This window comes from Aquimarina sp. 433, assembly GCF_054054605.1.
This window is the reverse complement of record NZ_JBSWZK010000006.1, coordinates 282,235-303,062: the sequence shown is the minus strand read 5'-3', so window position 1 is coordinate 303,062 and position 20,828 is coordinate 282,235. Positions and strand designations below refer to the sequence as shown.

Annotated in this window: 23 protein-coding genes; 12 read left to right on the top strand and 11 right to left on the bottom strand. The window is 32.6% G+C overall.

The window, feature by feature from the left end; all coding sequences use genetic code 11:
• Nucleotides 1–351 precede the first annotated feature (351 nt).
• The gene (locus ACWNT5_RS14520) at nucleotides 352–1,530 is read left to right on the top strand and encodes an acyl-CoA dehydrogenase family protein (protein ID WP_299605543.1); all 1,179 of its coding nucleotides are present in this window, start codon (nucleotides 352–354) and stop codon (nucleotides 1,528–1,530) included.
• 126 nt (nucleotides 1,531–1,656) lie between these two features.
• On the opposite strand, the gene ACWNT5_RS14515 is transcribed toward ACWNT5_RS14520, so the two are convergent.
• Complete coding sequence (locus ACWNT5_RS14515) at nucleotides 1,657–3,045, bottom strand: pyridoxal phosphate-dependent decarboxylase family protein (RefSeq protein ID WP_299605546.1); 1,389 nt, start codon at nucleotides 3,043–3,045, stop codon at nucleotides 1,657–1,659.
• Between the two features lie 16 nt (nucleotides 3,046–3,061).
• A complete protein-coding gene (locus tag ACWNT5_RS14510; RefSeq protein ID WP_299605550.1) occupies nucleotides 3,062–3,697 on the bottom strand; it encodes a LysE family translocator in 636 nt (211 codons plus the stop codon).
• A 157-nt stretch (nucleotides 3,698–3,854) separates the two neighbouring features.
• On the opposite strand from ACWNT5_RS14510, the gene ACWNT5_RS14505 reads away from it, so the two are divergent.
• The 5 genes from ACWNT5_RS14505 (at nucleotide 3,855) to ACWNT5_RS14485 (ending at nucleotide 7,649) form a co-directional block, all read left to right on the top strand.
• Nucleotides 3,855–4,274 carry an Lrp/AsnC family transcriptional regulator gene (locus ACWNT5_RS14505; protein WP_299605552.1) on the top strand — a complete coding sequence of 140 codons (420 nt, stop codon included), beginning with the start codon at nucleotides 3,855–3,857 and terminating at the stop codon, nucleotides 4,272–4,274.
• Nucleotides 4,275–4,334: 60 nt separating this feature from the next.
• Nucleotides 4,335–5,012, top strand: coding sequence for a glycerophosphodiester phosphodiesterase (locus tag ACWNT5_RS14500; RefSeq protein WP_456517744.1), 678 nt, complete (start codon nucleotides 4,335–4,337; stop codon nucleotides 5,010–5,012).
• Nucleotides 5,012–6,226 carry an NAD(P)/FAD-dependent oxidoreductase gene (locus ACWNT5_RS14495; protein ID WP_456517743.1) on the top strand — a complete coding sequence of 405 codons (1,215 nt, stop codon included), beginning with the start codon at nucleotides 5,012–5,014 and terminating at the stop codon, nucleotides 6,224–6,226. Before ACWNT5_RS14500 ends, ACWNT5_RS14495 begins: the two co-directional genes overlap by 1 nt.
• A gap of 11 nt (nucleotides 6,227–6,237) precedes the next feature.
• Nucleotides 6,238–6,795, top strand: coding sequence for a DUF1697 domain-containing protein (locus ACWNT5_RS14490; protein ID WP_456517742.1), 558 nt, complete (start codon nucleotides 6,238–6,240; stop codon nucleotides 6,793–6,795).
• A gap of 74 nt (nucleotides 6,796–6,869) precedes the next feature.
• Nucleotides 6,870–7,649: a hypothetical protein gene (locus ACWNT5_RS14485; RefSeq protein WP_299605564.1), complete on the top strand. Its 780-nt coding sequence runs from the start codon at nucleotides 6,870–6,872 to the stop codon at nucleotides 7,647–7,649.
• Between the two features lie 80 nt (nucleotides 7,650–7,729).
• Here the strand turns inward: ACWNT5_RS14485 and ACWNT5_RS14480 are convergent, their stop codons facing one another.
• Both ACWNT5_RS14480 and ACWNT5_RS14475 read right to left on the bottom strand, forming a co-directional pair.
• Entirely contained in the window at nucleotides 7,730–8,287 is a 558-nt protein-coding gene (locus tag ACWNT5_RS14480; RefSeq protein ID WP_456517741.1) for a TetR/AcrR family transcriptional regulator, read from the bottom strand.
• Between the two features lie 26 nt (nucleotides 8,288–8,313).
• Complete coding sequence (locus ACWNT5_RS14475; protein ID WP_299605570.1) at nucleotides 8,314–8,787, bottom strand: TspO/MBR family protein; 474 nt, start codon at nucleotides 8,785–8,787, stop codon at nucleotides 8,314–8,316.
• Between the two features lie 101 nt (nucleotides 8,788–8,888).
• Here ACWNT5_RS14475 and ACWNT5_RS14470 point away from each other — a divergent pair, with 101 nt between their 5' ends.
• Genes ACWNT5_RS14470 through ACWNT5_RS14460 form a run of 3 tightly spaced genes read left to right on the top strand, consistent with a single transcriptional unit; the run spans nucleotide 8,889 to nucleotide 11,881 of the window.
• Entirely contained in the window at nucleotides 8,889–9,974 is a 1,086-nt protein-coding gene (locus ACWNT5_RS14470) for a diphosphomevalonate/mevalonate 3,5-bisphosphate decarboxylase family protein (RefSeq protein ID WP_456517740.1), read from the top strand.
• Nucleotides 9,975–10,021: 47 nt separating this feature from the next.
• Nucleotides 10,022–10,957: a mevalonate kinase family protein gene (locus tag ACWNT5_RS14465; protein ID WP_456517739.1), complete on the top strand. Its 936-nt coding sequence runs from the start codon at nucleotides 10,022–10,024 to the stop codon at nucleotides 10,955–10,957.
• 15 nt (nucleotides 10,958–10,972) lie between these two features.
• Nucleotides 10,973–11,881: a geranylgeranylglycerol-phosphate geranylgeranyltransferase gene (locus tag ACWNT5_RS14460; protein ID WP_456517738.1), complete on the top strand. Its 909-nt coding sequence runs from the start codon at nucleotides 10,973–10,975 to the stop codon at nucleotides 11,879–11,881.
• An 83-nt stretch (nucleotides 11,882–11,964) separates the two neighbouring features.
• On the opposite strand, the gene ACWNT5_RS14455 is transcribed toward ACWNT5_RS14460, so the two are convergent.
• Nucleotides 11,965–12,309: a hypothetical protein gene (locus ACWNT5_RS14455; protein ID WP_299605580.1), complete on the bottom strand. Its 345-nt coding sequence runs from the start codon at nucleotides 12,307–12,309 to the stop codon at nucleotides 11,965–11,967.
• A 452-nt stretch (nucleotides 12,310–12,761) separates the two neighbouring features.
• Here ACWNT5_RS14455 and ACWNT5_RS14450 point away from each other — a divergent pair, with 452 nt between their 5' ends.
• Genes ACWNT5_RS14450 through ACWNT5_RS14440 form a run of 3 tightly spaced genes read left to right on the top strand, consistent with a single transcriptional unit; the run spans nucleotide 12,762 to nucleotide 15,377 of the window.
• Nucleotides 12,762–13,718, top strand: a complete 957-nt coding sequence (locus ACWNT5_RS14450) for a carbon-nitrogen hydrolase family protein (protein ID WP_456517737.1) — start codon at nucleotides 12,762–12,764, stop codon at nucleotides 13,716–13,718.
• Nucleotides 13,719–13,769: 51 nt separating this feature from the next.
• Complete coding sequence (locus ACWNT5_RS14445; protein WP_299605586.1) at nucleotides 13,770–14,609, top strand: pseudouridine synthase; 840 nt, start codon at nucleotides 13,770–13,772, stop codon at nucleotides 14,607–14,609.
• A gap of 30 nt (nucleotides 14,610–14,639) precedes the next feature.
• Nucleotides 14,640–15,377, top strand: coding sequence for a protein phosphatase 2C domain-containing protein (locus ACWNT5_RS14440; RefSeq protein WP_456517736.1), 738 nt, complete (start codon nucleotides 14,640–14,642; stop codon nucleotides 15,375–15,377).
• A gap of 4 nt (nucleotides 15,378–15,381) precedes the next feature.
• On the opposite strand, the gene ACWNT5_RS14435 is transcribed toward ACWNT5_RS14440, so the two are convergent.
• Genes ACWNT5_RS14435 through ACWNT5_RS14410 form a run of 6 tightly spaced genes read right to left on the bottom strand, consistent with a single transcriptional unit; the run spans nucleotide 15,382 to nucleotide 20,673 of the window.
• The gene (locus tag ACWNT5_RS14435; RefSeq protein WP_299605592.1) at nucleotides 15,382–16,206 is read right to left on the bottom strand and encodes an alpha/beta hydrolase; all 825 of its coding nucleotides are present in this window, start codon (nucleotides 16,204–16,206) and stop codon (nucleotides 15,382–15,384) included.
• A gap of 9 nt (nucleotides 16,207–16,215) precedes the next feature.
• Nucleotides 16,216–16,587, bottom strand: a complete 372-nt coding sequence (locus ACWNT5_RS14430; RefSeq protein ID WP_456517735.1) for a hypothetical protein — start codon at nucleotides 16,585–16,587, stop codon at nucleotides 16,216–16,218.
• Nucleotides 16,588–16,628: 41 nt separating this feature from the next.
• Entirely contained in the window at nucleotides 16,629–18,011 is a 1,383-nt protein-coding gene (locus tag ACWNT5_RS14425; protein ID WP_456517734.1) for a mannosyltransferase, read from the bottom strand.
• Nucleotides 18,011–19,483 (bottom strand): cellulose synthase family protein, encoded by a 1,473-nt coding sequence (locus ACWNT5_RS14420; RefSeq protein ID WP_456517733.1) that lies wholly within the window; start codon nucleotides 19,481–19,483, stop codon nucleotides 18,011–18,013. Before ACWNT5_RS14420 ends, ACWNT5_RS14425 begins: the two co-directional genes overlap by 1 nt.
• Nucleotides 19,483–20,175 (bottom strand): glycosyltransferase family 2 protein, encoded by a 693-nt coding sequence (locus ACWNT5_RS14415; protein ID WP_456517732.1) that lies wholly within the window; start codon nucleotides 20,173–20,175, stop codon nucleotides 19,483–19,485. The genes ACWNT5_RS14420 and ACWNT5_RS14415 overlap by 1 nt, the downstream gene beginning before the upstream one ends.
• A complete protein-coding gene (locus ACWNT5_RS14410) occupies nucleotides 20,176–20,673 on the bottom strand; it encodes a toxin-antitoxin system YwqK family antitoxin (protein WP_299605604.1) in 498 nt (165 codons plus the stop codon).
• Nucleotides 20,674–20,828: the final 155 nt, after the last annotated feature.

Genomic DNA, 20,828 nt, shown 5'->3' with positions numbered 1-20,828 from the left:
TTAAATAGCTGTAATACAGTGTTTTAAAACAAACGCTAATAATGTTAATAGTATCTAAAATGTGTAGAAATCAGATTGAGAATGCGGAAATTAACCACAAATTTATGTTCAAAATAGATATGCAAAACGTATGATAAACGCTTCTCACAATTTGTTTTGTTTGAAGTAAGTTTGATCATAACAGGATTAGAAGAATGATTGGGGAAAATCAAAAACAGCTTTATTACAAGGGTTATTAACAGATTTGACATTTTTTAATGCAAAAAGGAATAATCTGAGATCTTTCTTGATTATTTTTTAATTAATCTCACTATTTTTGAATATATCATAAAAAAATAATCCATTTACGCTATGAAACCTGATCTTTTTGAAGCACCAGATTACTACAATTTAGACGAACTTTTGACTGATGAGCATAAGTTAGTACGCGATGCTGCGCGCAGTTGGGTAAAACGAGATGTGTCTCCAATCATAGAAGAATATGCTCAACGTGCTGAATTTCCTAACCAAATTATTAAAGGATTAGCAGAAATTGGAGCTTTTGGTCCATATATACCTGAACAATATGGAGGAGCGGGATTAGACCAGATAAGCTATGGGTTAATCATGCAAGAGATCGAACGAGGCGATTCAGGTGTTCGTTCTACAGCTTCAGTGCAATCATCATTGGTGATGTATCCTATTTGGAAATACGGAACAGAAGAACAACGAAATAAATATCTTCCTAAGCTAGCATCTGGAGAATTTATGGGATGTTTTGGTCTGACCGAGCCAGATCATGGATCTAATCCAGGTGGTATGACTACCAATTTCAAAGATAAAGGAGATCATTATTTATTAAATGGAGCAAAATTATGGATATCCAATGCACCTTTTGCTGATATTGCTGTGGTTTGGGCAAAAAATGAAGAAGGAAGAATCCACGGTTTAGTGGTAGAAAGAGGTATGGAAGGTTTTTCTACGCCAGAGACACATAACAAATGGTCCTTACGAGCATCTGCAACAGGTGAATTAATATTTGATAATGTAAAGGTTCCTAAAGAGAACTTATTACCTGGAAAAAGTGGTTTAGGAGCACCGTTAAGTTGTTTGGATTCTGCTCGTTTTGGTATAGCTTGGGGAGCAATAGGAGCAGCAATGGATTGTTATGACACAGCACTTCGTTATTCTAAAGAAAGAATTCAGTTCGATAAGCCCATAGGTGGAACTCAGTTACAACAAAAAAAGTTAGCTGAAATGATTACCGAAATCACGAAAGCGCAATTGTTAGCTTGGAGATTAGGGGTGCTAAGAGAAGAAGGTAAAGCGACGACTGCTCAGATATCTATGGCAAAACGTAATAATGTGGAAATGGCAATAAATATTGCGAGAGAGGCAAGACAAATTCTGGGAGGAATGGGTATCACAGGAGAGTATAGTATTATGAGACATATGATGAATTTGGAAAGTGTAATCACTTATGAAGGTACTCATGATATTCATTTATTAATTACAGGGATGGATATTACAGGTATTCCAGCTTTTAAGTAAAAATCAAAATAAATTTTCGTAATAATTACGCCTTAGTTTTCCTAAGGCGTTTTTTTATGACATAGTTTTTATCACTCTCTAAACCTAAAATATTTATTTATGCAGGAGTATACTTTTATAATTGGTTCAGTTTTTAATTAGGTTTTTAGCATCAGTAAATATGCTGATTGTCTTTTCAATATCTTCTTTTGTAGTCATCCATGAGCAGATACTAATACGTATTACATCTCTTCCTTTCCAACGAGATCCACCGCACCAGCATTGTGAAGAATTTTGAACTGTATGTAAAACCAATTTTGTTTGCTGATCATTTTCACAGGCTATCAATACTTGGTTAAATACAACTTCATTCAGAATGATAAAACCATTTGCAGATAATCCTTCTGCTAGCTGTTTTGCTCTGTTATGAAATGTTGTAATCATAGTATCCATGCCTTCTTTTCCAAGATATTTCATGGTAGCCCATAATTCTATAGTTCTGGAGCGTTTTGATAATTCAGGTGTATATAAAAGTGGATCTCTTTGATCGCTATAGGTAATGTATTCTCCAGAGGCTTGTAATGCAGATATTAACGCTTCAGAATCTTTACACATTATAATTCCAGAGTCATATGGAGTGTTTAAAGTTTTATGACCATCTACAGCCCAAGATGATGCTTTTTCGATTCCTTTCGTAAGATAAGAAAGAGATTTTGAGGCTGCCGCCCATAGTCCAAATGCTCCGTCGATATGCACCCAAGCACCAGCTTTATTGGCTTGATCACATATAGTGTCAAAATCATCAAAACTACCAGTATTTACGTTGCCAGCTTGTAAAATCAAAAGAGAATGATTGTCTAACTCAGGAAGTTTATCGATTAATAATCTTCCTTGATCATCTGATGGTATCCAGCTGATATTTTCGTTACCAAAGCCAAGCATAGCAAGGGTTTTCTTTATACTAGCATGTACCTGTTCATGGGCGAAAATTTTAATTTCCGGAGCACCATTTATTCCTTTTATGTTGATATCCCATCCTAGATTTTTAAGTAATCTAAAACGTGCAGCTGCTAATCCAGAAAGGTTCGCCATCGATGTTCCGCTAACAAAACCGGCAACCGTTTCATTTGGTAAATTAAAAATAGTTTTAAGCCATTGTTCACAAATTTGTTCTAACTTGGAGTTTATAGGAGATGTAAGAAATAATCCTCCACATTGATCCCAAACATCTGACAACCATTTTACTCCCAATGCTATGGGAACAGCGCCTCCATTTACAAAACCAAAATATCGTCCTCCTAGTTGTGCAATTGTAGCTTTAGAACCAACATCGTGTAATAGATGCATAATTTCCTCAGTAGAACCTGATTTTTCACTAAGAGGTTCATCGAACACGTTTAATTGTTTAATATTTTCGGGAGATGGAAATACATCCATCTTTTCAATCCCATCTATATAGTCATAAGCAAAGGAACGAGCTTTATCGAATAGCTTTTTCTCCAATAATTCTGTTCGCATTTGTTGTAAAATATCCATACTTTAATGTGATAAATTATTGTTTAGAGAAGGCTAATTTGATTCCAAGTAGTATAAAGGTAATTCCTGTGAATTTATCTAACCACGTTTTTATTTTATAGTTTTTACGTATTCGATCAGATAGTTTGGCTGCAAAAAAGGCAAGAAAAAGACACCATATTGTTCCTGTAGTCACAAAGGTTAAACCTAAAATCATAAATGGAATATGGTTTTCTACCGCTTCAGGACTAATAAACTGAGGCAAGAAAGCAAGAAAAAATAAAGCTACTTTAGGATTCAGAATATTGGTTAATATGCCTGAAACGTAAATTTTAGAGTAGTTTATGTGATTTTCAATATTTTCATTTACTTCAAAATTTTGTACCGTTTTAGATCGTAATAATTGAACACCTAAGTAAATAAGATAGATAGCTCCAGCATATTTTATGAGCTGAAAAGCTAAGGCAGACTTCGCTAGTAATACTGATAGGCCTAAAGCGGCTGCCAAGCAATGGATCAAAGCACCAGTTGTTATTCCTAAAGCAGATAAAATACCGGATTTTTTTCCTTGTGATATGCTTCTTCCAAGGATGTACATAGTATCCGCGCCTGGTGTTAAGTTTAAAAGAATTCCCGCAAGTATAAAAGCTTCAAAGTTGATAATTCCAAACATGTATTATGGTTTTATGAAAATGATGTAAAGTAATAGTACTTTATTCTTACAGTGTAAATTTAGTTTTATCTTAGCAAGATGATATGTTGATTCGTGGGATATAACGTGCAATTTCCTTCGAAAACGTATTTTTAATATACAAAAACAATGGATTGTGGTGAAAGACGAATTAGATCGTAAGATCCTATGTTATTTAAAAGAAAATTCTAGAGCTTCTTATGCGCAGATAGGGAGACAAATTGGGTTGTCGGCATCGGCAGTTGGTGAACGAATTCAGCGTTTGGAAGAAACGGAAGTTATTAAAGGATATAGGACATTAATAGATCCGAAAAAGATGGGACTTTCTGTGTCGGCTTATATTCTGATGAGTTTAGAAAGTAAAAATTTCCATTCTTTTGTGGAGATCATGAAAGATTATCCTGAAATCGAGCATTGTAGTAGGGTTACTGGAGAGAATTGTTTGATTATGAAAATAAATGTAAAAGATAGTGGTCATTTGCAGAAATTTATCGATCGTTTAGCAAAACATGGAAATCCATCAACACAAGTAATTCTTTCGGATCTTATTACAAATTAAGTAGGATGTATTAGTGATAGTTTGACATTTTCAAATCGTATAATTTTAAAATAAAAATAAATGAAAATATTTGGGCATCGCGGAGCCGCTGGATTGGTTGCAGAAAATACAATAGAGTCTATTAAAGAAGCCTTAAATCATAAGGTCGATGGAATTGAAATAGATGTTCATAAATGTAAGTCTGGCGAGCTTATTGTAATTCATGATGAAACATTACAAAGAACAACTAACGGTAAGGGAAAAGTATCTGACTTTACACTGCAGGAATTACATAAATACACAACGATCGAAGGATACAAGATTCCTACGTTAAATCAAGTATTAAATATGGTCAATACAACATGTGATATAAACATAGAATTAAAAGGAATAGGAACGGCGATGCCTGTAATAGAGCTTTTAGAAGATTATATTAAAAACACTAACTGGGAGCGTAATAATTTTGTGTTATCTAGTTTTGATCATTCTCAACTATTTCAGATAAAAAGATCAAGTTCCGAATTTAATTTAGGAGTGTTAACAGAGAAAAATATATCCTCAGTTTTATCAGTAGCCGAAAGTTTAGAAGCCTATTCTGTTCATCCACCAATTGCCTCATTAACGGAAGAAGAGGTGAAGCTGGCAAAAGATAAGGGCTATAAAGTGTATGTCTGGACGGTAAATGATCCTGAGGATATTAAATCATCAAAAAAGCTAAAAGTAGATACTATCATAACTGATTTTCCTAATTTTGCTTAATGCAATATGATCTCCTAATTATTGGCGGCGGAGCGGCCGGTTTTTTTACTGCAATCAACGTAGCTGAAAATGATCCACATCTTACGATAGCCATTTTAGAAAGAGGAAAAGAAGTGCTTTCTAAAGTTAGAATATCTGGAGGAGGAAGATGTAATGTTACACATGCGGAGTTTGTTCCAGATCCTTTAAGTAAAAACTATCCAAGAGGCGAAAAAGAGCTATTAGGTCCTTTTCATACTTTTATGACAGGTGATACTATGGAATGGTTCGATAAACGTGGTGTTGAATTAAAAATAGAAGATGATGGTCGTATTTTTCCAATTTCTGACTCATCGGAAACTATTATAAATTGTTTTTTGTCTGAGGCCAGAAGGTTAGGAATAGAAATTCTTAAAAATCATGTGGTAAAAGATTTTTACTATGAAGATAAGGTTTGGAAAATAAGTACAAATCAAGGCGATTTTGAAAGTAAAAAAATGATGATAGCTACAGGAAGTAATTCCAAAATCTGGGCAAAACTTAAATCCCTTGGACTTCAAACGGTAAATGCAGTACCTTCTTTATTTACATTTAATATAAAGGACAAAAGGATTAAAGGTCTACTAGGTATTTCAACAAATGCTTCCGTAAAGGTCAAAGACTCTAAATTATTCAGCGAAGGTCCTCTTTTGATTACGCATTGGGGAATGAGTGGTCCTGCAATTCTGAAGCTTTCGGCATGGGGAGCAATAGAGTTGTATAATTTTAATTATAACTTTGAAATCATTGTCAATTGGTTACAAGATTATTCGTTAGAAGAAACCCTTCATATGTTAAAGGCTTTAAAAAACGAGCACCCCAAGCAACAAGTTTCTAAATATGCTCAATTTAATTTACCCAAAAGACTATGGCAAAGTTTAGTGTTAGCCGCAGATATTGGTGATACAACCAAGTGGGCAGATGTAAATAAAACACAACTAACTAGACTTTCTGAAGAATTGATTAAAGGAGTTTATAAAGTAGTAGGTAAAAGCACATTTAAGGATGAATTCGTAACAGCAGGCGGTATAGATTTAAGAGAGGTTAATTTCAAAACCTTTGAAAGCAAAAAACACAAGAACTTATATTTTGCTGGAGAAGTCTTAAATATAGATGCGATAACGGGAGGATTTAATTTTCAGAATGCTTGGACAGGAGCTTATATAGCGGCTCAGGCAATTACATCGAAAGAATAAAAGAACAACACATGAAAACTTATGTCGCTTTATTGAGAGGTGTTAATGTCGGAGGTCATAACAAGATTAAAATGACTGATCTTAAAGTGGCACTTCTTTCTGCCAGTTTTGAATCGGTAACTACCTATATACAAAGTGGAAATATTGTTTTTAAAGCTGGATCTGAAAACATTAATGAATTACAAGAAAAAATAAAGAAAGTAATCCAAAAGAACTTTGATTTAGAGATATCGGTAGTAGTGCTCATGCAAGAAACTTTACAGAAAATTCTAACAAAAAATCCTTTCAAAGAGAGATTTAGTAATGACGAAGCTGAACTCAAAAAAATATATTTCATGGTTTTTTGTGATGCCCCAAATGAAAATGCTATCATAGAACTTAATAAGCTTTCGGTAGCTCCTGAAGAATTTATAATCACGCCTGATATCATCTATTTATATGCTGCAAATGGTTACGGAAAAACAAAACTTCACAATAATTTTTTTGAAAAGAAATTAGGAAATAAATCTACTGCTAGAAACCTGAAAACGTTAAGTAAGTTATTGGAAATTTGCTCCTTAGTTGGTTGATTTGTAGATAAACGCCCAATAGATTTGTGTAAAATTTCGTATATTAAAAAGGTTAAACTATTACCTTATATACTATGAAAAAAATTACACTACTACTTATTATTTTTATTTGTCAAAGTTCGTTTACAGCCAGAGCAGGAGATGATGAGCCTATTAAAAAGCTATTAATGGACTATATAGCTAAAATGAATAATTTAGAAAAAGGAGCTAAGAAAAATAGCGTCTTACTTCTATTTGATGAAAAATATAGTGGCAATACGGTCTACGTAAATTTATCAGGAGCTTTAGTGCGAAAAGAGTACGATAAAAAACATATTTCCTCCCAGTTAGATGATATTATAAATGATGACAATTATAGTTTCAAACTTAAGTTAGAGAATATTGTTTTTCAAAGCCAGAAAGAAAATGCCGGAATTATATCGGCAGTAGTTAATTTCGAATCTTTTATAGATAAAAAATTAGCCGAAAAAGGCACTATGTTAATGGATATGGTTGCTGTTAAAGTAAATGAAAGATGGAAGATTGTGCAGAATAATATGGTGAGAGTGTCTGAAGCAAAAGATATTGGTGAATGTGTTTGCTATATGTACGGAAACGGAGACACAAAATTTGTTACCGAAGTATATTTTCCTGCAGGATTAGAATATGATCAGAAATTAGAGTCTTTTCAGATAACTAAGAAAGATGGAGTAAGAGTTATTAAAACGCATAGCGAAGAATTTGCATGGAAAGGAAATGGAGGCGTTTATTATAATGGAAAATCCATCGGAAAAACGAAAGAACCCAAAAAAGCGATACAAGCAGCAGTGAAAAAACTGTATAAAGATTCTTGTGTCAATGTCATATTTAACTAATACATCAAAGAAGTTTTATAATAAATCCTACTCTATATTTCAGAGTAGGGTTTATTATAAAAAAACTAATAATGTAATTTTTAATCTCTTAAAAAGCCTTTCCAAGATATTTCTATAGCCTGATTGATATGTTTGTCAAGTAGTTTTACCTTCTCATTTTCATGAATTTTTACTAGTGATACTACATTCCCAAAAAATAATTCTTCCATTACTAATGTGTTATAAGACTTAAATATTTTTTGTCGAATACCAGTTTTAAAGTAATTCTCAATATCTCCATAATATTGTCTCGCTTTATCTTTTAAAGATTGCGGGATCTCTGGAGATCTTGCTATTTGTTCAGAAAATATAAAAGCAAGAGGGTTATTAACGAAATAGTGGAATAAGTTGAGCCACATGATCGAAAATTGTTTTTTAATATCATCTTCCGGAACATTTCTCATAACTACTGTTCCGAAATCCTGTGTGAGCATTAAATATAGCTCAGTGATAATCTCCTCTTTATTTTTAAAATGATGATATACTGTTCCATTAGCAACACCTGATTCTTTAATGATTTGTGAGAGAGAAGTTGCCCGTATTCCTTGTTTTGTGATTAATTCTAAAGTTGTCTGTAAGACGATCGACTTTTTGTTCATAAAAAAATTATTCCTTCATTCTTGGTTTAGTTAAGTTGCCATATACTAAAATTTAATGCAGTCGCAAAAGCAACCCAAATCAAGTATGGGATAAGTAGGTAAGCGGCTGTTGAGTTTACAACTTTAAACCATTTGATGGTAAACAAAAGTAGGATAAAAAGGGCAATTATATCCACAAGTGCAATCAATGGATTGCGCATTCCAAAGAAAAAAATGGACCACGCAGCATTGAGTAAAAGTTGAAACCCAAAATGATATAACGCAGTTTTTACCCATTTATGATAAAAACCTCTACTCCAAACAATACCTGCAGCAATTCCCATTAAAATGTACAAAACTGTCCATACAGGAGCAAAAAGCCAATTCGGAGGAGTAAAAGATGGTTTTTGCAATCCTACATACCAGGTGCTAATCGATGTTTGAGTAGCAATGCTGCTTAAAAATCCAATTAAAAGACACAATAAGACAGCAACGCCTATACGTAGTAATTTTTTCTTCATTTAGAATTAGTTAGTTAATCACTAAAATAATAATTTATTTTTACTAGCTTACTCTTAAAACAGCTTATCCACGTATCTTTGCCAAAATTATTTTTTAGATTATGGCCGATTATAGTCAGTTTATTGCAAAAAAAAGTGTAAATATCCCTAACAAAGGATTCTTTTCCTGCTCATCACCAAGTAACATTGCACTAGTGAAATATTGGGGAAAACGGCCGATACAATTACCAGAAAATCCTTCCATTAGTTTTACTTTGGATGTTTGTAAAACCGAAACAATTTTGCAATACGAAAAGTTGGAGAATCCATCAGAAGATTTTCAATTCGAGTTGCTTTTTGAAGGAAAGCCAAAACCTGACTTTAAACCAAAAATTCAAAGTTTCTTCCAAAGAATTGAAGCTTATGTGCCTTTTTTAAAAGACTTTAAGTTTGTAATAGAAACTAAAAATACTTTTCCGCACAGTAGTGGAATTGCATCATCTGCGAGTGGAATGAGTGCATTAGCGTATTGTATAATGCATTTAGAAAAATCGATGGACACTTCAATAACAGATATGGAGTTTCTTAAGAAAGCTTCTTTTCTTTCACGATTAGGATCAGGAAGTGCTAGTAGAAGTATAGAAGGTCCTGTAACCGTTTGGGGTAATCATAATGAAATTGAAGGAAGTAGTGATGCTTACGCAGTGAAGTTTCCACATAACATTCATGAAAATTTTAATAATTATCAGGATACTATATTGCTCGTGGATAAGGGAGAAAAACAAGTAAGTAGTTCTGTAGGTCATGATTTAATGCATGGTCATCCTTTTGCGGAACAACGATTTTTTCAGGCAAATACCAACATCACAAAACTTAAAGATGTACTTGTTTCTGGTGATTTGGATAGGTTTATTGAAATAGTAGAAAGTGAAGCGCTAACCTTGCATGCTATGATGATGACTTCTCTTCCGTATTTTATTTTAATGAAGCCTAATACGTTATCTGTAATACATAAAATATGGAAGTATAGAAAAGATACAGGTTCTAAAATTTGTTTTACGCTAGATGCGGGAGCAAATGTACATGTGTTATATCCAAACTCAGAAAAAAATGAAGTGATGGATTTCATTAATAGTGAGTTAGTTGTGTATTGTGAGAAAGGGCAGTATATTTGCGATAAAATAGGATTAGGTGCTAAATTGTTGTAACTTTATCCTAAATAATTAGACAAATTAGTAAAAAGGAAAATAAACTGATGAAAGGACCATTATTTTACTCGAAAATACTTTTGTTTGGCGAATATGGAATCATTAAAGATTCCAAAGGTCTTTCTATACCTTATAATTTTTATAAAGGAGCTCTAAAAGTTTCCGATAATCCTGGTGAAGAAGCTGTAAAGTCTAATAAAAGTCTACAAGAGTTTACAAATTATCTCGAAGGAGTGCAGAGTAAAGGTGTAGTCAGTTTCAACTTAGAAAAGTTGAAGGAAGATGTTGACGCTGGAATGTATTTCGATAGCAGTATTCCACAAGGATACGGAGTCGGTAGTAGTGGAGCTTTAGTTGCTGCGATTTATGATAAATATGCTGAGGATAAAATTACGGTTTTAGAAAACCTTACTAGAGATAAACTACTTAAACTGAAAGAAATTTTTGGTTTGATGGAGTCCTTTTTCCATGGAAGTAGTTCTGGTTTAGATCCATTAAATAGTTATTTGAGCCTTCCAATTCTAATTAATTCTAAAGATAATATTGAGCCTGCTGGGATTCCTTCCCAAAGTGTAGATCATAAAAAAGGAGCTGTATTTTTATTAGATAGCGGTATCGTAGGAGAAACAGCACCTATGGTTAGTATTTTTATGGAAAACATGAAGCAAGAAGGTTTTAGAAAAATGCTCAAAAATCAGTTTGTGAAGCATACTGATGCCTGTGTAGATGATTTCCTGAAAGGGGATATAAAATCTTTATTCTCCAACATTAAGCAATTATCAAATGTAGTATTGGATAATTTTAAGCCAATGATTCCTCAGCAATTTCACGAATTGTGGAAAAAAGGTATAGAAACCAATGACTACTACCTTAAATTATGTGGTTCTGGAGGTGGCGGCTATATCTTAGGATTTACGCAAGATTTAGATAAAGCGCAATCTGCACTAAAAGACTATAAATTAGAAGTAGTATACAACTTCTAAAAGCATCCCATTAAGATGTTTTCTAGAAAAAATAAGCTCATCCTTCTTAAGTTATTGAGTTTGTTTTCTATTGTTAGAGGTTACAATATTCTTATTATTGTTTTTGCTCAATATCTTACCTCCATATTCATTTTAGCACCAGATATTCCTTTAAGAGAGGTGCTTTTTGATCCTAATTTATTTGTTATTGTACTAGCGTCTGCAGGTGTAATTGCGGCAGGATATATTATTAATAATTTCTATGATCGAGAAAAAGACCTGATCAATAGGCCACAGAAAACAATGTTAGATCGTTTGGTAAGTCAGCAAACTAAACTAACAGGATACTTTGTGCTCAATTTTCTTTCAGTAATTCTAGCCAGCTATGTTTCTTTTAAAGCTGTGTTGTTTTTTTCTTTATATGTATTCGGAATCTGGTTTTATTCACATAAACTCAAGAGAAAACCTTTTTTAGGTAATTTCGTAGCTTCCATATTATCCATTACACCATTTTTTGCTGTTTTTATTTATTACAAAAACTTCGATGAGGTAATTTTTGTGCATGCTACTTTTTTGTTTTTAATGTTGGTAATGAGAGAAATGGTAAAGGATCTTGGAAACCTTAGAGGAGACATGGCACAGAACTATAAGACAATTCCAATTATTTATGGAGAATCCACATCTAAAAAACTAATTAGTCTACTTGTCCTGGCTTCTTGCGTTCCTATTTATCTATTGCTAACCTCTTATGAAATTGGTTTAATGAATTTTTATTTCTACGCTTGTCTGGGATTGCTATTATCGTTTTTGATTGCACTATGGAAATCAAATAAAAGAACACATTACGTTTGGCTACATAATATTCTGAAGTTCATTATTGTTGCTGGAGTATTTAGTATCGTTCTGATTGATGTAAATATGATTTTAGACAGACTACTTTGGTAGTAAAAAAATAAAAGCAGCTATATGAAATTATATAGCTGCTTAACTTTTAGGTAAGGATGAATCCTTTATATATTCAAAATATCTTAAGCTTCAGGGTTTAATACCTTTACTCTTAATTTAAATATTTTATTACCAGTTTTGTTAATTTCGTTACCTATTTTTTTGTAGTTCAATCTAGATTTTACGTAGTATTCGATAGCTTCTTTTTCTGAATCAATAGATAGGATTACGATTTCTCCTTTTCCGTTTACTATAAACTCAATATTAGCTTTGATTTCATCAGTATCCAACTGGATCTGAGGCTTCTCTAATAGAAGTGCGATTTCACTTCTTAATTTTTGTTCGTTCGTTTCTTCAGTGTTTTTGTCGTTTGCAAAGATCTGAGTAGATGCTAAAATTGCGACTGCTAATACAACTAATTTTTTCATTTTTTACGTGTTTTTGATTTGAGTTTTAAGATATTGTTTGTTTAAATTTTACATGACAAATGTAGATCTGAAAAACAGCTTTTTTTAAGTTTAAATTTTATTAGAATGTATTGTTAGCTTTACCATTATGTAAAAATTAGTGCGTTTTAACATAAATTCAACTTTGAATAAAAAGTACTTTTTATATGTTTACTTTAGAAGTATGAAAGAGGATAAGATTTTTTGATATCAAATTCTCAGTACTGTGAAGAACAAGTATGCGAATAGTTTAATTTTTGGATGCCTCCTAGTGTTAACTTAATGTTACGTGAAGGTTTAACCGTAAAGCTAGTTTTGTTGTTTAACTAATTGAAATTCAATTTTTTAAATGTTAATAATTTGTTAACTAGTTTGCAATACTTTTAGAATTATAGGAAAAACTTGACGTATACGAGATAAAATAAATATGCTACATGAATGATCAATTACTAACTGTTGCTTTAGCACAAATATCACCAGTTTGGCTGGATAAAAATGCTACCATAAAAAAAATAGAAAATTCAATTACCGAAGCAGCTGCTAAAAAAGCGGAGCTTATCGTATTTGGCGAAACATTATTACCAGGGTATCCATTCTGGGTTTCGCTTACAGATGGTGCGCAGTTTGATAACAAGATCCAAAAAGAAATTCATGCGCATTATGCACAGAATGCTATAGTTATAGAGAAAGGTGATTTAGATTCTATCTGTGCATTAGCCAAAGAATATAGCTTAGCTGTTTATTTAGGGATTATTGAGCGACCTCTAGATCGTGGAGGGCATAGTTTGTATGCTTCTTTAGTTTATATTAATAGCAATGGAGAGATAAAATCCGTGCATCGTAAATTACAGCCAACTTACGAAGAACGTCTAACCTGGTCCCCTGGAGATGGGAATGGACTGCGAGTACATCCACTAAAAGCTTTTACCGTAGGAGGATTGAATTGCTGGGAAAATTGGATGCCTTTGCCTAGAGTGGCATTATATGGTCAAGGAGAAAATTTGCACGTAGCTGTTTGGCCTGGTAGCGATTATAATACCAAAGATATTACTAGGTTTATTGCACGCGAATCTAGATCTTATGTGATTTCTGTTTCTAGTTTAATGAGAAAGGAAGATTTCCCAGCGACTACACCACATTTAGACGAAATCCTTAAAAAGGCTCCAGATGTTCTTGGCAATGGAGGTTCTTGTATTGCGGGACCTGATGGAGAGTGGATTTTAGAACCAGTACTCCATAATGAAGGATTACTTATAGAAACCTTAGACTTTAATCGTGTCTTACAAGAACGTCAGAATTTTGATCCTGTAGGGCATTATTCCAGACCAGATGTTACACAATTAAGTGTAAATAGAGAACGCCAAAGTACCGTTTGGATAGATGAAGATTAATTTTCATTATTTCTAAATACGAAACAACTATCTTTGCAAAAAATGTAAGATATGAGTCGCGGAGACAATTCCAAAAAAGGAAGAGGAAGTGGGAAAAAAGGAGCAAAGCCTAAAAGAAATTCGTATACAAAAGGAAATGCCTCGGTAAGGAATAAAAGTAACGGGCCAAAAAAGATCTCTGATTCTGAAGAAATTAGATTAAACAAGTTTGTTGCTAATTCTGGTGTTTGTTCCAGAAGAGATGCTGATCTATATATTCAGACGGGTAGTGTTTGGGTAAATGGGAAGCCAGTTACAGAAATGGGATATAAGGTAAAGCTTACTGATGAGGTTAAGTTCGATGGTAGACTCATTACTCCTGAAAAAAAGGAATATGTCTTACTTAATAAGCCAAAAGGATTCGTAACCTCTACAAGTCCTGAAAAAACTAGAACCGTTATGGATTTGGTCGCAAATGCTTCCAAAGCCAGACTAAAACCTGTAGGACGATTAGAAAGAAATACTACTGGGTTGTTACTTTTTACGAATGATGTGGATCTAGAAAAAAAACTTACCCATCATAAAACAGGAGTTCGTAAAATCTTTCATGTAGAATTAGATCGTAATCTAAAATTTGAAGATTTTCAGAAAATAGAAAAAGGGATTAAACTACAGGAAGGTTTTATCCAGGTAGATGAAATCTCATATATCGAAGGAGCTTCTAAGAATGAAATAGGAATACAGTTAATGTCTTCTAAAAATGGCATTGTAACCAAAATATTTGAACATCTTAATTATGGTGTAGTCAAATTAGATCGAGTGATTTTTGCAGGATTGACCAAAAAAGACCTTCCTAGAGGTCATTGGAGAATACTTACCGAACAAGAAGTAATTAATTTAAGGATGATGTAATTAGTTTTTTATTTTTGTGGAATTGTTTTTATGAAAATATATTCCACCCTTAATATAGGAGACTTTCACACCAATTATTGCGAAGATTTTTTAATAGTCGAGAATATTAGTACGAACAGATTCATAATAGCTGTTATGGATGGTTGTACTATGGGTAAAGAATCTGTTTTTGCCTCTATGCTGATTGGTAAGATCCTTAGAAATATTGCTAAAGAAGAGTTTTACAAGGACTTTTTAAATAATAATACCAAGGAATTGCAATTATGCCTACAAGAAATTCTCAAAAAACTTTTTTTACAATTAAAAACTATAAAAAATAATTTAGGCCTAGAGACAGAAGAATTACTGTCGACTCTTATAATAGGTGTAATAGATCAGCATACATCAAATGCAGAGTTTTTATCAGTTGGTGATGGATTGATTCATTATGATGACATTTCAGTAGAATACGAACAAAATGATAAGCCTGATTATTTAGGGTATCATTTAGGTGAAGATTTTAATACTTGGTATCAATCCCAAGAACAAAGATTATCAATTACTGACTTTAGGGATTTATCGATTTCTACAGATGGAATTTATTCCTTTAAAAATTTTAAAAATCCTAATCAACAAAAGAAAGAAGAGGAGATTATTGCGTTTTTATCACGAGATAAGCAAGGAAAAAATTACGACAACTTTCTAGAAAAGAAAATCCGTGATTTAGAATTGGAGTACAATCAGATACTAACCGATGATATTGCTATTATCAGAATAATAAGAGAATAGTGGTTTAATATCTTGCCAACAGTTCTTTTAGTTCGTCGTAATATTGTTTTGTAAGATGTACACTATGTCCTGCGCCTTTAATCAATGTGCGTTCTATTTTATCTGGATATAGATCCTTTAATCGCTTAGAATGTTCTTCAGGTTTAATCAAAAAGTCTCTCGATCCATGAAACACCCGGATTGGGCATTGTACTTCTCCCAGAAATTTGTATGAAGGTATTTCGTAGTTAATTAAGGATTCTGGTACGGGTGCCATACTAGCGATAAATTCGTTCCAAGCGTAATAAGGTGCTTCTAGAATAAGTAGTTTAGGATTGTTTTTAGAGGCAGTGTACGAGGCAAATCCTGTTCCTAATGAGAACCCTAATACAATAATATCTTCCTCCTTATAACGAGTAAGCGCAAAATCATACACTTTTTGGGCATCATTGTACAATTCAGATTCTTCTTCATAAAAACTATCACTCTTTCCATAACCTCTATAGTCCACGAACAATACATCAAATTTATTTTCTGTATACAGATACGCCCTTTCTCCCCATTCATGGATGGCCCCAGCATTTCCGTGGAAATATAAAATTAATCCTTTACTTATAGAATCCGTTTTAAATAATAATGCATTCAGATTTACATCATCTTCTACAGCAATATTTATTTCTTCAAAAGGTTGGTCAAAAGAATAGGAGTAATCTTTTGCTAATACCTTTGGGTTAAAAAAGAAACGTTCTTGTTTCACATATAAGAATATATAAACACCAAGGATTAGTATGACGATAAAAGCCATGATTCGTAATAATCGTCTTCCTATTTTTTTGAAATTGATTCTCAAGTTGATAATTTATTTTTTTAAAATATATAAATCAGAAGTTTGTTCCACAAATAACGTGAAACCATCCTCTTGATTACGAAGTTGAACGCCTGATACTCCCAGAATATTTAAAATTTCACCTTGTTGTACAGAATCAAAATTAATGAAATATACTTCATCGTACTGATGATTTATCTCAAAAGTACCGGTGTCTATTTTTATGGAGTCTTTTAATAAGGTATACTTATTTTCGGAAAATGTAATTTGAAATTCACAATTCAGTCTACTCTCGTTGTTCTCGCAATAATGTTTGTTTGTTACATATTTGCAAAAATTCCAGTTATCCGCTAAAGATGCTCCTATAACTTTTGTATCTTGGGAAAAGAGAAAGCTAGTGAACATCAAGAATGACAATATTGTTACTTTTTTATATCTATTAAAAATCAACTATAGATAGATTTTAATGAAACTCGAGAAGTGTTTTTAAGTACTTCAAAAATAAAAATACCAAATACAGTAATATATTCTAAAGCAACAAACCATAAATTTTCTTTAAAATCAGGATTTATATAAGCAGTATAGCTAAATATGATGACAAACGACCACCAAATTGGGAATTTATATTTTGTGAATACGCATAAAACTAAAGGTACAGCAATATACCAGGGATGAACTGTGGTAGATAAAAAATAATAACTACAAATCGCTATCATCATTACAGCAATTAATTGATCTGTTTCTTTATTTTTTCTAAAAAAAGTAAGTAGTAAAAGAATTGCTACGGTAATTAATGGGAGGATTTTTCCAACGGTACCTATAATATTCCATCCAATGGTTTCATATCCTATCCATCTTATAATATAATAGATACTCGCATTGAATTCGAAATTTTGGAACCATAAACCAATCGTTTTACTAAAATTTGAAATAAATTCAGAAGATAAGAAAGGAGTAAAAAGGAGTATTGTTGTTATGATTACAATGCTATAGAAACCTACCAATTTCCAAAACCTTTGAAATATTGTAGATCCACCTTGTTCAACCATGAATTTTTGGAAAAATAATGGTAAAAACAGTAAAGGGATCAATTTTACCGATACAGAAAGTGCTAAAGCAATTGCAGCCCAATACCAATATCCTTTTTGTAATAGATATAAGGACCATACAATAAAGAAAATCATTACTGCCTCGAAATGGAGGTTTCCTGTAAGTTCAATAATGATGAATGGGTTTAATAAATACCAAAAGATATTTTTTTCTGGGATAGCTAATCTTTGTAGTAGTTTACGACCTACAAAAAAAGTTCCGATATCCGAAAGAATGATCAATAAGCGTAATACAACGGCCGAACCCCAAATATTACTAGAGCCAAATACTGCAGCGATTAGATAACAGAACTGACTAACTGGAGGGTAATTTGTAAAATGACTACCATTTAAAGTTCCCATACCATCATATAACTCTTGCGCCTGAGCTATTGGAGCATTACCCTGTGAAATCCAATTTTCAGGTAATGATAAGTAAGGATTAAACCCTTCTAATAGCATTCTTCCATCCCAAATGAATCGATAAAAATCTTGGGAAAGATTTGGGATGGCAAATAAAAAAAGGATTCTAAATACTAATGCTAAACCCGCTAAAAATTTGATATTATTTGGGTTAGTTTTAATAATTTGATAGGTGAACAAGAATAATCCCGCCCAAAGACCAAACATTTTTATAAAGTCTGTACGTGCTAATTGATAAGCAAAACTCCAGTAAAATAAGAAACAAACAGTTGCATATAAAATGGAAAACTTATGGTATTTCCATAGCTTCAAAATCATCACAGTTTAGAAGTAACAGATTTGAAGAATACAAATCCAAAACCAAGAAATAACATGATATGAAACAGGAATAATCCAAAGTCCTGTAGTTTGAATGCACTGTATAAGGCAAAAGCAAAATAGCACATTAATAAGGCTTCAATAATGGTGTTACCAGAGATATTCTTATTTATATATTTGTTTCCTTTCCAAGAATCTTTTAAAGAATTAATGTTGAATTTTGGAGTTCTAACAAATTCACTCTTCTTTCCGAAATGACCTTCTAGAACAGCCATAGAGTTATGAACGGAGAATCCCATAGCAATAGAGAAGAACGTAAAAAACATCTTTACATATTCTATGAAGTTCCAAAAACCTCCATTATGAATCTTTTTGAACGTATGCCAATAACAGAAGAAGAATATCACTGTACTCAATGCAAAGAAGGCGATTACATTAAAATACCAGCTAAACATAGGATTACTGTTTTTAATATACATTACAGGTACACTAAGTACTGCAACTAGTAATACTAATAAAAACATACTACTATTCAGTAAATGAAAGAAACTATGAAACTTAGTTTTAAAAGGTACTGTCTTGTCTTTTAATAATTTCCAATATAGTTTTTGGAAATTTTCTGCCGCTCCTTTATTCCATCTAAATTGCTGAGAACGTGCAGCACTTATAACTACAGGTAATTCTGCAGGAGTTTCAACATCTTCCAAATATTTAAACTTCCACTTTTTTAATTGGGCTCGATAACTTAAGTCGAGATCTTCGGTAAGTGTATCTCCTTGCCAGTTTCCTGAATCTTCGATACACGTTTTTCTCCAAACTCCAGCAGTTCCGTTAAAATTGATGAAATGGTCCTTAAAATTACGTCCTACCTGTTCCATAGTAAAATGAAAATCCAAAGCAAAAGCTTGTATTTTGGTAAGAATAGAATAATCTCTATTAATATGTCCCCATCGTGTCTGTACTACACCAATATTGTTGTCTTTGAAATAAGGAATCGTTTGAAGTAACCATTTACTTCCTGGAAGGAAATCAGCATCAAAAATGGCAACGAACTCCCCTTTGGCGATCTTGAGTCCTTCTTTTAGAGCACCAGCTTTAAAACCAGTTCTGTCTTCTCTACGAATATGTTGAATGTCTAATCCAGTTTTTTGTAATTTTTCGATATGAGCAGCGGTCGTATGAACCGACTCGTCTGTAGAATCGTCCAATACCTGTATTTCTAATTTGTCCTTTGGATATTCTAATAAAGAGATATTATCCAACAAACGCTCCATTACATATAATTCGTTGTAAACAGGAAGTTGAACCGTAACGTAAGGCGTTTCATCTTTTTTAGAAAGATCAAAAGTAGGTGACTTATCATCTAATTTACGGGATTTGAGATAGTTGAAAAGTAAGTTCAACTGAGCCAAACTGTATAAGAAAATGATAAGTAGTGCTAACGTGTAAATAACGATGATTGCAATATCCATTACGCAAAGCTATATTTAAAAATCCAACTTAAAATCTTAACGCCTGCAAAGATAGCACCTTTTATGGTTCCTGAAACTTTTGAGACACCTATTCTCTTTTTGTATCTTACTGGAACTTCTGTATAAGAAAACTGTTTTTTTATTGCTTTTAACTGCATTTCCACAGTCCATCCATAGGTTTTGTCTTGCATATTTAATTCTAGAAGTTTGTCGTATTTGATAGCTCTAAAAGGCCCTAGATCTGTAAATTTTGCTCCAAAAAATAATCTCATCAAGCTGGTTGCTAGCCAATTTCCAAAAATCTGAGGAATGGTCATGGATCCAGACTCTCTTAATTTTTTATCTCTAGCACCTATCACCATGTCTATATCTCGATGTATTATAGGATCGATAATTTTTAATAATTCTTCCGGATAATCGCTATAATCTCCATCTAAGAATACGATAATTTCGGGAGCAATTTCTTGAGAGGCAATATGTGATAAACCTTTAAGACAAGCATAACCATATCCCATTCTTTCTTCTCTTAAGACCGTTGCCCCAGCTTTCTTAGCCACAGCTTCTGTGTTATCTGTGGAGTTATTACTTACAACTATAATTTCAGAAACAACTTCGGGAATTTCACTAATTACGTGGCCTATAGAACCTTCTTCGTTGAAGGCAGGTATGATTACTTTAATTAAAGGATTCATTTATAAAGAAACATTGGGATTGTCTTTTCTAAAGCTAGAAACGTCTGTCCATTCTCCAATCTTTTGATTTTCAATATATTTTTCAGCTTTAAAGAGCTTGTTATTCTTGTATAAGAGACAATACCCATTTTTTTTGTTATTTCGATATTGGTACTTTCTTGTAACCTTATCTTTTTTATTATTCGTGGCAATATCGTAAATAATCCACCATTTTTCGGCTTTATTGTTTATAAAGTGTCCTTCTTTTATTAGTTTCTTGTCAGAAGAATAGAAATACCAGTATCCTTCTTTTTGATTATTTCTGAAATGCCCCTTCTCGGAAATATTTCCGTTAGGATAATAATTATACCAATAAGCAGTTTTTTGATCTTGTACTTTCCAGCCTTCTGCTTTAAGAGCACCGCTTTCATAAAATTCTCTATGATATTCTTTTTTAGCAGGTATTTGAAACGAAAAAAGAAATATCGTAACAATTAAGTATGTCAGGTGTTTCATCATTATAAGCATTGGTTAGGGGCTTAGACGAAAACCTTTAGCTATACCTACAAAATATTTTTAAAAAATAAGAGAGGTTTGGTTTTTGTAAGTAAAAAACTTACCTATTTTTAGATTTTTTTAAGAAATAAATACTTTTTGTCGATGTTTTAGGTATA